The 12,478-nt window shown below is 72.9% G+C and carries 11 protein-coding genes; 1 reads left to right on the top strand and 10 read right to left on the bottom strand.

All coding sequences use genetic code 11. The features are described from left to right. Positions 1-106 precede the first annotated feature (106 nt). A complete protein-coding gene (locus tag ACZ4AA_RS31405) occupies positions 107-1,540 on the bottom strand; it encodes an RsmB/NOP family class I SAM-dependent RNA methyltransferase (protein WP_467610239.1) in 1,434 nt (477 codons plus the stop codon). 62 nt (positions 1,541-1,602) lie between these two features. Continuing rightward, positions 1,603-2,535: a methionyl-tRNA formyltransferase gene (gene fmt, locus ACZ4AA_RS31400; protein ID WP_467610236.1), complete on the bottom strand. Its 933-nt coding sequence runs from the start codon at positions 2,533-2,535 to the stop codon at positions 1,603-1,605. A 621-nt stretch (positions 2,536-3,156) separates the two neighbouring features. On the opposite strand from fmt, the gene ACZ4AA_RS31395 reads away from it, so the two are divergent. Then, entirely contained in the window at positions 3,157-3,699 is a 543-nt protein-coding gene (locus tag ACZ4AA_RS31395; protein ID WP_467610234.1) for a hypothetical protein, read from the top strand. A 94-nt stretch (positions 3,700-3,793) separates the two neighbouring features. Here the strand turns inward: ACZ4AA_RS31395 and ACZ4AA_RS31390 are convergent, their stop codons facing one another. The 8 genes from ACZ4AA_RS31390 to ACZ4AA_RS31355 all read right to left on the bottom strand — a co-directional run bounded on the left by ACZ4AA_RS31390 (position 3,794) and on the right by ACZ4AA_RS31355 (position 12,423). Further along, the gene (locus tag ACZ4AA_RS31390) at positions 3,794-5,950 is read right to left on the bottom strand and encodes a primosomal protein N' (RefSeq protein WP_467610232.1); all 2,157 of its coding nucleotides are present in this window, start codon (positions 5,948-5,950) and stop codon (positions 3,794-3,796) included. A 213-nt stretch (positions 5,951-6,163) separates the two neighbouring features. Then, positions 6,164-7,372: a methionine adenosyltransferase gene (gene metK, locus ACZ4AA_RS31385; RefSeq protein ID WP_467610230.1), complete on the bottom strand. Its 1,209-nt coding sequence runs from the start codon at positions 7,370-7,372 to the stop codon at positions 6,164-6,166. 237 nt (positions 7,373-7,609) lie between these two features. After that, positions 7,610-8,812, bottom strand: coding sequence for a bifunctional phosphopantothenoylcysteine decarboxylase/phosphopantothenate--cysteine ligase CoaBC (coaBC, locus tag ACZ4AA_RS31380; RefSeq protein WP_467610228.1), 1,203 nt, complete (start codon positions 8,810-8,812; stop codon positions 7,610-7,612). Between the two features lie 92 nt (positions 8,813-8,904). Next, the gene (rpoZ, locus tag ACZ4AA_RS31375; RefSeq protein WP_003982715.1) at positions 8,905-9,177 is read right to left on the bottom strand and encodes a DNA-directed RNA polymerase subunit omega; all 273 of its coding nucleotides are present in this window, start codon (positions 9,175-9,177) and stop codon (positions 8,905-8,907) included. Between the two features lie 37 nt (positions 9,178-9,214). Next, positions 9,215-9,808: a guanylate kinase gene (gene gmk / locus ACZ4AA_RS31370; protein ID WP_467610226.1), complete on the bottom strand. Its 594-nt coding sequence runs from the start codon at positions 9,806-9,808 to the stop codon at positions 9,215-9,217. 37 nt (positions 9,809-9,845) lie between these two features. Further along, complete coding sequence (locus tag ACZ4AA_RS31365) at positions 9,846-10,169, bottom strand: integration host factor (RefSeq protein WP_081223334.1); 324 nt, start codon at positions 10,167-10,169, stop codon at positions 9,846-9,848. A gap of 308 nt (positions 10,170-10,477) precedes the next feature. Beyond that, positions 10,478-11,320 carry an orotidine-5'-phosphate decarboxylase gene (pyrF, locus tag ACZ4AA_RS31360; protein ID WP_467610223.1) on the bottom strand — a complete coding sequence of 281 codons (843 nt, stop codon included), beginning with the start codon at positions 11,318-11,320 and terminating at the stop codon, positions 10,478-10,480. Then, positions 11,317-12,423, bottom strand: a complete 1,107-nt coding sequence (locus ACZ4AA_RS31355) for a quinone-dependent dihydroorotate dehydrogenase (protein ID WP_467610219.1) — start codon at positions 12,421-12,423, stop codon at positions 11,317-11,319. Before ACZ4AA_RS31355 ends, pyrF begins: the two co-directional genes overlap by 4 nt. Positions 12,424-12,478: the final 55 nt, after the last annotated feature.

Genomic DNA, 12,478 nt, shown 5'->3' with positions numbered 1-12,478 from the left:
ACGCGACCGGGCGAGGCGGCGCGGGCCGCGCCGTGGTCGGGCGGGCGCGCGAAGCCGCACGAACCGGCCGGGTCAAGCGGCCCGGCTGGTCAGGCGGTCCGGCGGATCAGGCGGTCCGGCGGATCAGGGCCAGGTACATCGCGTCCGTTCCGTGCAGGTGCGGCCACAGCTGGATGTCGGGGCCGTCCCCGAGGGCGGGCACCCCGGGCAGCAGCGGGCGGGCGTCGAGCAGTTCGGCGGAACCGTCCTCGAAGTGCTTGAGGACGTCGTCGACGACGGCGCGGGTCTCGGCGAGGTGCGGTGAGCAGGTCGCGTAGCCGACGACGCCGCCCACCCGTACGGACGCGAGCGCCGTGCGCAGCAGCCCGCGCTGGAGCGGCGCGAAGCCGTCGAGGTCCTCGGGGCGGCGGCGCCAGCGGGCCTCGGGACGGCGGCGCAGCGCGCCCAGGCCCGTGCAGGGCACGTCCATGAGCACCCGGTCGAACGTGCCGGGCCGCCACGGCGGGCGGGTGCCGTCGGCGGCGATGACCTGGTAGGGACCGGGGTTCCCGGCGAGCGCCTTGGCGACCAGCCCCGCGCGGTGCGGCTGCTTCTCGGAGGCGAGCAGCGTCGCCCCCCGCTGCGCGGCCAGACCCGCCAGCATCGCGGCCTTGCCGCCGGGCCCGGCGCAGCCGTCCAGCCAGAGCCGGTCGGGCCCCTCGACCGGGGCGTTCGCCAGGGCGATCGCGACCAGCTGGCTGCCCTCGTCCTGGACGCCCGCACGGCCCTCGCGCACGGCCTCGACGGCACCGGGTTCACCGCCCTCGGTGAGCCGCACGGCGAACGGGGACCAGCGCCCGGGAAGCGCCGAGTCCTCGTCGAGGGAGTCGAGGAGTTCCTCGGAGGTGGAGCGTCCGGGCCGGGCGACGAGGGTGACCTCGGGCCGTTCGTTGTCGGCCTCCAGCAGGTCCTCGATACCGGCCCGGCCGCCGCCGAGGGAGTCCCAGAGCGCGGAGACGACCCAGCGCGGATGCGAGTGCACGACGGCGAGGTGGTCCTCGGGGTCCTCGTCGTAGGGCGGCGCGACCTGTTCGAGCCAGGTGTCGAGGTCCTGGCGCGCGACCTTGCGCAGTACGGCGTTCACGAACTTGGCCCGCCCGTCGCCGAGCACCACCCGGGCCAGCTCGACGGAGGCGGAGACGGCCGCGTGGGTCGGGATGCGGGTGCCGAGCAGCTGGTGGACGCCGAGGCTGAGCACGTCGAGGACCGGCGGGTCGACCTCCCGCAGGGGCCGGTCGACACAGGCCGAGATGACGGCGTCGTACGTCCCCTGGCGGCGCAGCGTGCCGTACACCAGCTCGGTGGCCAGCGCCGCGTCCCGGGTGTCGAAGTCGCCCTTCTCGCGTGCCTTGCGCAGCAGCGGCGGCATGACGAGGTTCGCGTACGCGTCCCGTTCGTCCACGGCCCGCAGCGCCTCGAAGGCGAGCATGCGGACCGGGTCCTTCTGGGGGCGGCGGTAGGGCTTGCCGGGCTTCTGCGGCCGACGGGGCTGCTCACTCACGAAAAAGGTGCTCCGGATCCAGGAAAAAGGTGCGTCTATCAGCGTACGCCGCGGGTCCGGCGTCAGACTCCGAGGCGTTCGCCGGAGGGAATCCGCACCCCGCGGGCCCAGTCCGCCGCGCGCATCGGCTTCTTGCCCTGGGCCTGCACCCAGAGCAGTTCGACGGCGTACGAGCCGGTGCCGACGTACACGTTGTTCTTGGCGACGGACAGCTCGCCCGGGGCGAGGTCCGCGCGGTCGGGCACCGTGGCGGCCTGGATGAGCTTGAGCCGCTCGCCCCGGAAGACGGTCCAGGCGCCGGGGGCGGGCGTGCACCCGCGCACCATGCGGTCGACCCGCAGCGCCGGGGCGGCCCAGTCGATGTGGGCGTCCTCGACGCTGATCTTCGACGCGGTGCTGATGCCGTCCGCGGGCTGCGGCACGGCCTTGAGGGTGCCGTCCTCGATCCCGTCCATCGTCGCGGCGAGCAGTCCGGACCCGGCGAAGGCGAGCCGCGTGAGCAGGTCCCCGCTGGTGTCGGTGGGCCGGATCTCCTCGGTGACGGTCCCGTAGACCGGTCCCGAGTCCAGGCCCTCCTCGATGAGGAAGGTGGTGGCGCCGGTGATCTCGTCACCGGCCATGATCGCGTGCTGGACGGGGGCGGCGCCGCGCCAGGCCGGCAGCAGCGAGAAGTGCAGGTTGACCCAGCCCTGGGCGGGGATGTCGAGGGCGACCCGGGGCAGCAGCGCCCCGTACGCGACGACGGGGCAGCAGTCGGGGCCGATCTCCCGCAGCCGGGCCAGGAACTCCTCGTCCCGCGGCTTCACGGGCTTGAGCACCTCGATCCCGGCCTGTTCCGCCCGCTCGGCGACCGGGCTCGCGACGAGGTGTCGACCCCGTCCGGCCGGCGCGTCCGGCCGGGTCACGACGGCGGCCACCTCGTGCCGCCCGGAGGCGATCAGGGCGTCCAGGGCGGGAACGGCGACCTCGGGGGTGCCTGCGAAGACGAGCTTCATGGGTGGCGGTTGGCCTCTCGGGCGGGAGCACTTCCGTCCCCCGCGCGCGTGCCGGTTCAGGCGGAGCACGGGGCAGCGCACCAGTCTATGCCGCGCGCGGCACAAGGGCTCGGGGGTTCCCCGAGGGGCCATGTCCCGGCGCCCGTACGGGCGGTACGGGCCCGGCGGTACGGACACGAAGCGGGCCCCGCCGGTGAACACCGGGCACGGGCGGCACCGACCGCACGCGAGGCCGGGCCGGGGGCCTACCGGGAAGGGCAGGCGGTACGACAGGGAGGGGCCGGGTGCCTACCGGGAAGGGGGCAGGCGGTCCGACAGGTACGGGCCGAGGACGGTGCGCCGGGCAGGGGTCAGGCGGTCCGGTGGGTACGGGCCGCGTACGGGCCCAGGAGGCGCGGACCGGACGTCGGCGCAGGTGGCGGGCACCGTCCGTGGGCGCACGGGGCGCGTCCGCCGCACGACGGGGGGCGTACAGCGCGTGACGCGCCCCGTTCATATGCTCTTGCGCCCTTGCACCCGTGACCACTCACCCGTCCACGCGTTGGTCAAGAAAGAGTTGACCACTGCGGGCCGCGCACCAGCGGCCCGCTCCCTTTCAACGCCGGTTCGAGAGGTTTGTTCATGGCCGACCATGCAACCCACGACGCCCAGGCTCGGGCCAGCCTGCACCTGCTGGTGCGCGACATCGAGCGGGTCCGTCGGCAGGTGGACGCACTGCGCACGCTCACCGCCCAGTTGGGCAACGTCTACCGTCCGCGCCGTGCCGGCCCCTCGACGGGATTCGTCGTCTACGGTCGCGCACCCGCCCCGACCGTCCGGCTCGCCCAGGAGCTGCGGGACAGCGTCGAGACCCTGGTCACCGCCGCCGTGGACTTCGACCGCTCCCTCGGCTTCTCCTGGGACGCGGTGGGCTCCGCCCTCGGGGTCACCAAGCAGGCCGTGCACCGGCGTTACGGCGCCCGCCGTGCCGCCGCCCAGGCCGCCGCCGAGGCGGAGCGCGCGACGGAGACGGCCGACTCGTGCTCGGTCGCCGTCGACAGTGTCATCGCCTCGGTGCCGACCGTGCCCGCGGCCCGCTCGATGCCGACCCAGCCGACGTCCGGCAGTCCCGCGTTCCGCGACGAGGTCAGGCCCACGGCCTTCCCCGGCCCGCGCAACGGCTGATCCGACGCACCGGGGCGACACCTGCCTCCCGGCGCCAGCCCGGGGGGCAGTCCCACGCGTACCCGCGCCCCCGAGCCCGTACCCCCGCCGGGTCTCACCCGATGTCGGGCGGATCGATCCGGATGCGTACGGGCTCGGCGCCCCCGCGGGCCATGCGTGCCGCCTGGGCGCTCTTCAGCGCCGCCGCCAGAGCGGCCCCGCTGCCCGGGGGCACCCGGACCAGCACCCGCTCCCCGGGCTCCCCCACGGACGGCGCCCCGGGCCGCCGGGGCCGCCCCGGCTCGTCGGCCGGAAGCGGCACGGGCCCCAACACCTCGGCGTCACGCGGCAGTTCGGCCGCCGCGAGGAATCCGGCGAGCGCTGCCGGTGCCCCGGACACCGCGGCCATCCGGGAGACCGGCGGAAATCCCAGCTCGGCCCGTTCGGCGAGTTCACGCACCGCGTGCCCGACCGGATCCCAGCGCACGAGCGCCTGCACGGGCCGCAGGGTCGGTTCGGCCACGATCACGACCGTACCCCCCTCCCCCTGCGGACGGACCAGCGCCGCGGCCCCCGTCCAGCGGCGCAGCGCGTCCTCGCCCGCCCGCAGATCGGGCCGTCCGAGCATGGCCCAGCCGTCGAGCAGCAGGGCCGCCGCGTACCCGCCCTCGGCGACGGGCTCGGCGCCCGGTGTGCTGACCACCAGCGCGGGCGTCTCGGGCACCGTGTCCAGCACCTGCTCCCGCCCGGACGTCCGCACGGGGACGGCCGGGAAGGCCCGCCCCAGCTCCTCGGCGGTCCGCCGGGCGCCGACGACCTGCGCCCGCAGCCTGAACCCGCCGCACTCCTGGCAGTGCCAGGACGGCTCGTCCCGCCCGCACCACGCACAGCGCAGCGCCTGGGCGTCCTGCGCCTCCAGCGGCCCCGCGCAGTGCCGGCACCGCGCGGGCTCACGGCATCGCGCACAGGCCATCCGGGGCACATAGCCGCGCCGGGGCACCTGCACCAGTACGGGCCCCTGCTTCAGCCCCTCCCTGACGACCTGCCAGGCGAGGGACGGCAGCCGGGCGGCCCTGGCCGCCTCGTCGCGCGCGAGATCGGCGTCCGAGACGGTCCGCACCAGCGGCGCGCTCGTACGCACCTGTTCCCGGTCGGCGGCCAGCGGCAGCGCCCAGCCACCCTCGACCAGTTGCGCCGCCTCCACCGTGCAGGTCCAACCCCCCAGCAGGAAGCCGCACTTGTCGCGTGAGGCGCGCAGCTCCAGCACTTCCCTGACATGCGGGAAGGGAGCGTTGTCGTCGCTGTGCGCGCCGTCGCCGTCGTCCCAGACGACGACGAGCCCGAGGTTGCGCACCGGCGCGAACATGGCGGCCCGGGTGCCGACCACCGCCCGCACCGACCCTCGTCGTACGGCGAGCCAGTCGCGGTAGCGCCGCTCCGGTCCGGCGTCCGCGGTCAGCACGGCGTGCTGCCCCTCCCCCATGAGGGCCGTGAGGGCCGCGTCGACACGGGTGGCGGGCCGGCCCGCCGGTACGACGACGAGCGCGCCGCGCCCGGAGGCGAGCGTCGCCTGCACCGCGCGGGCGATCTCCTCGGCCCACTGGGGACCGGGCAGTGCCGTCCAGACCGCGCGCGGGGCGCCGCCCGAGGCGAGGGAGGCGAGAAAGTCCGCCCCTCGTCCGTACCGCCGCCAGGTCCCGGGGTCGGGCGCGGCGGGCGGCGGCGGGGGCGCCGGTGACTCCCGCGCCTCGGCACGCGCGTGCCGGGGCGGGACGGCCAGTTGCACCACATCGGCGAGCGATCCCGCGTACCGGTCGGCGACGGCGCGGGCGAGTCCCAGCAGTTCGGGTCCGAGGACGGGTTCGGGCGAGACGACCTGGGCCAGCGCGGCCAGCGGCCCGGAGTAGTCGGACTCGGCGACCCGCTCGACGAGGTAGCCGTCGATCAGACCGCCGCCCTCGCGCCGCCCCTCCCGCACCGTGCGGCCACCGGCGCCGAACCGGACCCGGACCCGCACGCCCGGCTGCGCGACCTCGTCCAGGTCCTCGGGCACGGCGTAGTCGAAGTAGCGGTCGAGGTGCAGCACGCCCTTGTCGACGAGTACCCGCGCGACGGGCAGTTCCTTGGCCAGCGCGGCACCCCGCCACGTCCGCGGCTTGGCCTTCGGCGCCTTGGCCTGCCGCACGGCCTCCCGGATCAGCGCAAGCTGCTCGGGCGGTGCGCCCTCCGCTCCGCCCGCGCTGTCGTCGGATCGCCCGTTCGCGCTGCTCACAGCAGTATTCCTACCAGACCGCACCGACAGCGCCGCCCGCCCGAGATCGGTGCGGGAGCGGAGAAGCGCTCCCTGAGCGCGGGTCCGCGGCCGTCGCGCCGGGAGGTCATCGGCGTACGGACTCCGGTCGGGCCACCGTTCCTCCCGCGCAGCCGTGAGGCCCGGCACCCCGAGGGGTGCCGGGCCTCACGGCTCTGGCGAATCTTTCGGGGACTACAGGCCGGCGGCCTTGCGCAGCGCGTCCACCCGGTCCGTGCGCTCCCACGTGAAGTCGGGCAGCTCGCGGCCGAAGTGGCCGTACGCGGCGGTCTGGGAGTAGATCGGACGGAGCAGGTCGAGGTCCCGGATGATCGCCGCCGGGCGGAGGTCGAAGACGTCCGTGATGGCGGTCTCGATCTTCTCGGCGTCGACCTTGGCGGTGCCGAAGGTCTCGACGAACAGACCGACGGGCTCGGCCTTGCCGATCGCGTAGGCGACCTGGACCTCGCAGCGCGAGGCGAGGCCCGCGGCGACGACGTTCTTGGCGACCCAGCGCATGGCGTACGCGGCGGAGCGGTCGACCTTGGACGGGTCCTTGCCGGAGAAGGCGCCGCCGCCGTGGCGGGCCATGCCGCCGTACGTGTCGATGATGATCTTGCGGCCGGTGAGGCCGGCGTCGCCCATCGGGCCGCCGATCTCGAAGCGGCCGGTCGGGTTCACCAGCAGGCGGTAGCCCTCGGTCTCCAGCTTGATGCCGTCCTCGAGGAGGGCCTTCAGCTCCGGCTCCACCACGAACTCGCGGATGTCGGGAGCGAGCAGGGACTCCAGGTCGATGTCGGAGGCGTGCTGCGAGGAGACCACGACGGTGTCGAGACGGACGGCCTTGTCGCCGTCGTACTCGATGGTGACCTGGGTCTTGCCGTCGGGGCGCAGGTACGGGATGGTCCCGTTCTTGCGGACGTCGGACAGCCGGCGCGAAAGCTGGTGCGCGAGGTGGATCGGGAGCGGCATCAGGTTCGGGGTCTCGTCCGTCGCGTACCCGAACATCAGGCCCTGGTCGCCGGCGCCCTGCTTGTCCAGCTCGTCCTCGTCGCCCTCGACACGGGACTCGTACGCCGTGTCGACACCCTGCGCGATGTCCGGGGACTGGGAGCCGATCGACACCGACACACCGCAGGACGCCCCGTCGAAGCCCTTCTTCGACGAGTCGTAGCCGATCTCCAGGATCTTGTCGCGGACCAGCTGGGCGATCGGCGCGTACGCCTTGGTCGTGACCTCTCCGGCCACGTGCACCAGGCCGGTGGTGATGAGCGTCTCCACGGCGACCCGGGACGTCGGGTCCTCGCGCAGAAGCGCGTCGAGAATGGTGTCGCTGATCTGGTCAGCGATCTTGTCGGGGTGACCCTCGGTCACGGACTCCGAGGTGAACAGGCGACGGGACACAACGCTCCCTGTGGTTGCAGCGGCTGCTGGCTGATCATTGGTGGACAGGCCGGGGGCTGCGCCCGGCGCCGTCCGAGAACAGTTTATCGGTCGCACTCGGCCGCGGGACCCCTGTCTCGCCTCTCGGAAGGCCTGTGACCTGCGGCACGGGCATTCTGCGCCATGGCCGGGGGTCTCCGCCAGGGTCGCCACGCCCGATTTTGCGCGATTTGTGTGACAGGTGCGACGGGAGAGGATTCACACCAGTCGGCGTGTCACCAGGTCCCATACGGTCTCGGCCAGTGCTTCCTTGGGTCCGTGGGGCACCGGGGTCTCCCTCCCGTCGGCCGCGAGCACGACCGCCTCGTTCTCCTCGGAACCGAAGGTCTTGCGCTCGCCCACCTCGTTCACCACCAGGAGATCGCAGCCCTTGCGCTCCAGCTTCGCCCGCCCGTTGGACAGGACGTCGTCGGTCTCGGCGGCGAATCCCACCACGACCTGGCCGGGGCGCGCTCGGTCCGCGGAGATCTCCGCGAGAATGTCCGGATTGCGGATCAGAACGATCGGCTCCGGTTCCTTGCCGTCCTTCTTCTTGATTTTTCCGGCCGCGTACGCCTTCGGGCGGAAGTCCGCCACCGCGGCCGCCATCACCACCGCGTCGGCGTCGGAGGCCGCCTTCAGCACGGCCTCCCGCATCTGCACGGCCGTGCCCACCTGGACCACGTCGACCCCGGCCGGGTCCGCGAGGCCCGTGTTCGCCGCGATCAAGGTGACCCTGGCGCCACGGGCGGCGGCGGTGCGGGCGAGCGCGTAGCCCTGCTTGCCGGAGGAGCGGTTGCCGAGGAAGCGGACCGGGTCGAGCGGCTCGCGGGTGCCGCCGGCACTGACGACGACGTGCCGTCCGGCCAGATCCGGCTCGGTGACACCGCGGGCGAGGACACGGCGGCAGACCTCGAAGATCTCCCCCGGGTCGGGCAGCCGCCCCTTGCCGGTGTCGACGCCGGTCAGGCGCCCCACGGCGGGCTCGATGACGACGGCACCGCGCCGCCGCAGGGTCGCCACATTCTCCTGCGTCGCCGGGTGCTCCCACATCTCGGTGTGCATGGCGGGCGCGAAGACGACCGGACAGCGGGCGGTGAGCAAGGTGTTGGTGAGGAGGTCGTCGGCGAGTCCGTGGGCGGCCTTGGCCAGCATGTCGGCCGTCGCGGGGGCGACGATCACGAGATCGGCGTGCTGTCCGATGCGCACGTGCGGGACCTCGTGGACGTCCGACCAGACCTCGGTGGACACGGGGTGGCCCGAGAGCGCGGACCAGGTGGCGGCGCCGACGAAGTTCAGCGCGGACGCCGTGGGCACGACCCGCACGTCGTGGCCCGACTCCGTCAGCCGTCGCAGCAGCTCACAGGCCTTGTACGCGGCGATGCCACCGCTGACCCCCAGAACGACCTTGGGCTTGTCCACCGTCTCTCCCCGGGCTCGGAAACGTACGACTCCATGACACACCACAGGCCCGGCGGTCGCGCCGCCGGGCCTGTGGTGAGCGATTGATACGACTACTGAGCGGGGCCCTCGACGGCCTCGGAGGTCAGCAGACCCGCGTTGATCTCGCGCAGGGCGATCGACAGCGGCTTCTCGTGGACGTGGGTGTCGACGAGCGGACCGACGTACTCGAGGAGGCCCTCGCCGAGCTGCGAGTAGTACGCGTTGATCTGACGGGCACGCTTGGCCGCGTAGATCACCAGGCTGTACTTCGAGTCGGTGGCCTCGAGAAGCTCGTCGATCGGAGGGTTGATGATGCCCTCGGGAGCAGTGATGGAAGAGGACACGCTCTGCCTTCCGAATGGTGGAAATTGACCTGAAAGATCAAACAACTGCCACCAAGGCTAGCAGCTCACGCGCCACGTCCTCGACGGAGGTGTTGACCAGGGTGACGTCGAACTCCGGCTCGGCCGCCAGTTCGATCTTGGCCGCGCCCAGTCGGCGCTCGATCACCTCGGGCGATTCGGTACCCCGCCCGGTGAGCCTGCGCACCAGTTCCTCCCACGAGGGCGGTGCCAGGAACACGAGCAGCGCGTCCGCCATGGACTCACGGACCTGCCGGGCACCCTGGAGGTCGATCTCCAGGAGGAGCGGCGCACCCGACTCCAGGTGCTCCAGGACCGCGGCCCGCGGAGTGCCGTAGCGGTTGCCGGCGAATTCGGCCCACTCCAGGAGCTCGCCGTTGGCGATCAGCTTGTCCATCTCGTCGTCGGTGACGAAGAAGTAGTGGACTCCGTGCTTCTCGCCGGGGCGCGGCTTGCGGGTCGTCGCCGACACCGAGAGCCAGACCTCGGGGTGTGCCTTGCGCATATGAGCGACGACCGTGCTCTTGCCGACCCCGGAGGGGCCGGAGAGCACGGTCAGCCGCGGACGTACGTCCGGGGGTACGGGGGACGTCCCCCGGGGTGTTACAGCCATACAGCGATTATTCCAGCAATCCCGGTGTGTCCAGGACTCAGGCGCCGGAACCGCCGAACTCGCGCTCCAAAGAGGCGATCTGGTTCGAGCCGAGACCGCGAACGCGGCGGCTCTCGGAGATCCCGAGTCGCTCCATGATCTGCTTGGCGCGGACCTTGCCCACGCCCGGCAGGGACTCCAGGAGAGCGGAGACCTTCATCTTGCCGACGACGTCGTTCTCCTGGCCCTGCTTGATGACCTCGTGAAGGGACGCGCCGGAGTGCTTGAGTCGATTCTTGACCTCGGCCCGCTCCCGGCGAGCCGCGGCGGCCTTTTCGAGCGCGGCTGCGCGCTGTTCAGGGGTAAGGGGCGGAAGAGCCACGCCTACGTCACCTCGGATGTCGAACTGTCGGATACGGACCGGTGAGGGACCTGGTCGCCCCTCACCGGGGAGCCCGGGCAACACGCTCGCCCGTGGATTCCCGCCGCCTTGACAGCGCGGGAGGTGCTCCCACTCGTCGGAGACTAGCGGGCAAGTGCGCCGGAGTCAGCGAGAACAGAGGAAAAGTCCTGGTCAGCCTCCCTGGAGCCCGACATTTACGACATACCTCCCCGGATTTGAGAATGTATTCAGACTCATGGCGCCGGGAAGGCACCCGTCGGAGGCCCCTCGAACTGCTGTCGCAGCTCTCAGGCGGCCGCCACGGCGGCCCTGATCTCCTCCGCGAACCCCTCGGCGGACTCACGCAGGGCCATGACGTCGGGACCGTGACGCAGAACACCCCGGCTCACGTTCGGGACGACGTTGCGCACGGCGGACCCGAACACCCCCGCGAGGTCCGCGGCCGTCGCTCCCTGGGCACCGATACCGGGCGCGAGGAGCGGGCCGTCGATGTCGAGGTCGTAGGAGGAGAGATCGCCCAGGGTGGCGCCGACGACCGCTCCGAAGGACCCCAGGGGCCTCTCGTCCGCGTTCTCGGCGGCCAGGTGCGCGAGCATCGTCGCCCCGACGCTGCGCCCGTCCGCGCGGACGGCGTGCTGCACCTCGCCGCCCTCCGGGTTGGAGGTGAGCGCGAGGACGAAGAGTCCGGCCCCGCTCTCGCGCGCCAGCTCCACCGCGGGCTTCAGCGAGCCGTAGCCCAGATACGGCGACACGGTCAGCGCGTCCGAGAAGAGCGGCGCGCCCTCGCGCAGGAAGGTCTCGGCGTACGCGGCCATGGTCGAGCCGATGTCGCCGCGCTTGGCGTCCATCACGACCAGCGCGCCGGCCGCCCGCGCCTGTTCGACCGACTTCTCCAGGACGGCGATCCCGCGCGAGCCGAAGCGCTCGAAGAACGCGCTCTGCGGCTTGAGGACGGCGACCCGCTCGGCGAGCGCCTCGACGACCGTGCGGCTGAACCGCTCCAGACCCGCGATGTCGTCGCCGAGCCCCCAGTCGGCCAGCAGGGAGGCGTGCGGGTCGATGCCCACGCACAGGGGACCGCGCTCGTCCATGGCACGGCGCAGCCGCGCGCCGAAGGGTTCCGGGCTCATGCGGGCTTCCTCACGTCGGCGCCGACCGCGTCGGCGAGGGTGGCGTACGGGCTCGTCCGCAGACGGGCGGCGAGGCCCTTGTGGACGGCGCGGCCCCAGAAGGGACCCTCGTAGATGAAGGCGCTGTAGCCCTGGACCAGCGTGGCGCCGGCCAGGATGCGCTGCCAGGCGTCCTCGGCGTTCTCGACGCCGCCGACACCCACCAGGGTGATCCGGTCGCCCACGCGCGCGTAGAGGCGGCGCAGGACCTCCAGGGAGCGCGCCTTGAGCGGGGCTCCGGAGAGACCGCCGGTCTCCTTCACCAGGGAGGGGTCGGACGTCAGACCGAGGCCCTCGCGCGCGATGGTGGTGTTCGTGGCGATGATCCCGTCCAGGCCGAGCTCGACGGCGAGGTCGGCGACCGCGTCGACGTCCTCGTCGGCGAGGTCGGGCGCGATCTTGACGAGGAGCGGGACGCGCCGGTCGGTGACCGCGCGGTCGGCGGCCTCGCGCACGGCGCTGAGGAGCGGGCGCAGGGCCTCGGTGGCCTGGAGGTTGCGCAGGCCGGGGGTGTTCGGGGACGACACGTTCACGACCAGGTAGTCGGCGTGCCGGGCGAGGCGCTCGGTGGACTTCACGTAGTCGCCGACGGCTTCGGCCTCGGGGACGGTCTTGGTCTTGCCGATGTTGACGCCGACGACGGTCCTGAAGACGGGCGTACGGGCCGCCAGGCGCTCGGAGACGGCCGCGGAGCCCTCGTTGTTGAAGCCCATGCGGTTGATCAGCGCGCGGTCCTGCACGAGGCGGAACAGCCGCTTCCTGGGGTTGCCCGGCTGGGCCTCCCCGGTGACGGTGCCGATCTCGATGTGGTCGAAGCCGAGCATCGCCATGCCGTCGATGGCCACGGCGTTCTTGTCGAAGCCGGCGGCGAGTCCGAAGGGGCCGTGCATGCGCAGGCCGAACGCCTCGGTGCGCAGCTCCTTGTGGCGGGGCGCCAGCGCGGCGGCCACGAAGGTGCGCAGGACCGGGACGCGGGCGACGAGGCGGATCCAGCGGAAGGCGAGGTGGTGGGCCTGCTCCGGGTCCATCCGCTTGAACACGAGGCCGAAGAAGAGCTTGTACATGATCATGTCCTCTGAGGGACCCGGTGGGGGACGCCTCTGGAAGGGGCAAGGGGCT

Source organism: Streptomyces sp. NPDC024698 (genome assembly GCF_055559015.1).
The sequence above is the reverse complement of the archived record's forward strand: the minus strand, read 5'-3'. Positions and strand labels throughout refer to the sequence as shown.

Excerpts from the sequence above, each read along its gene's own strand:
- fmt (WP_467610236.1), bottom strand. The coding sequence starts at position 2,535 with ATGAAGCTCGTCTTCGCAGGCACCCCCGAGGTCGCCGTTCCCGCCCTG.
- ACZ4AA_RS31395 (WP_467610234.1), top strand. The coding sequence starts at position 3,157 with ATGGCCGACCATGCAACCCACGACGCCCAGGCTCGGGCCAGCCTGCAC.
- gmk (WP_467610226.1), bottom strand. The coding sequence starts at position 9,808 with ATGGCTGTAACACCCCGGGGGACGTCCCCCGTACCCCCGGACGTACGT.
- pyrF (WP_467610223.1), bottom strand. The coding sequence starts at position 11,320 with ATGAGCCCGGAACCCTTCGGCGCGCGGCTGCGCCGTGCCATGGACGAG.
- ACZ4AA_RS31355 (WP_467610219.1), bottom strand. The coding sequence starts at position 12,423 with ATGTACAAGCTCTTCTTCGGCCTCGTGTTCAAGCGGATGGACCCGGAG.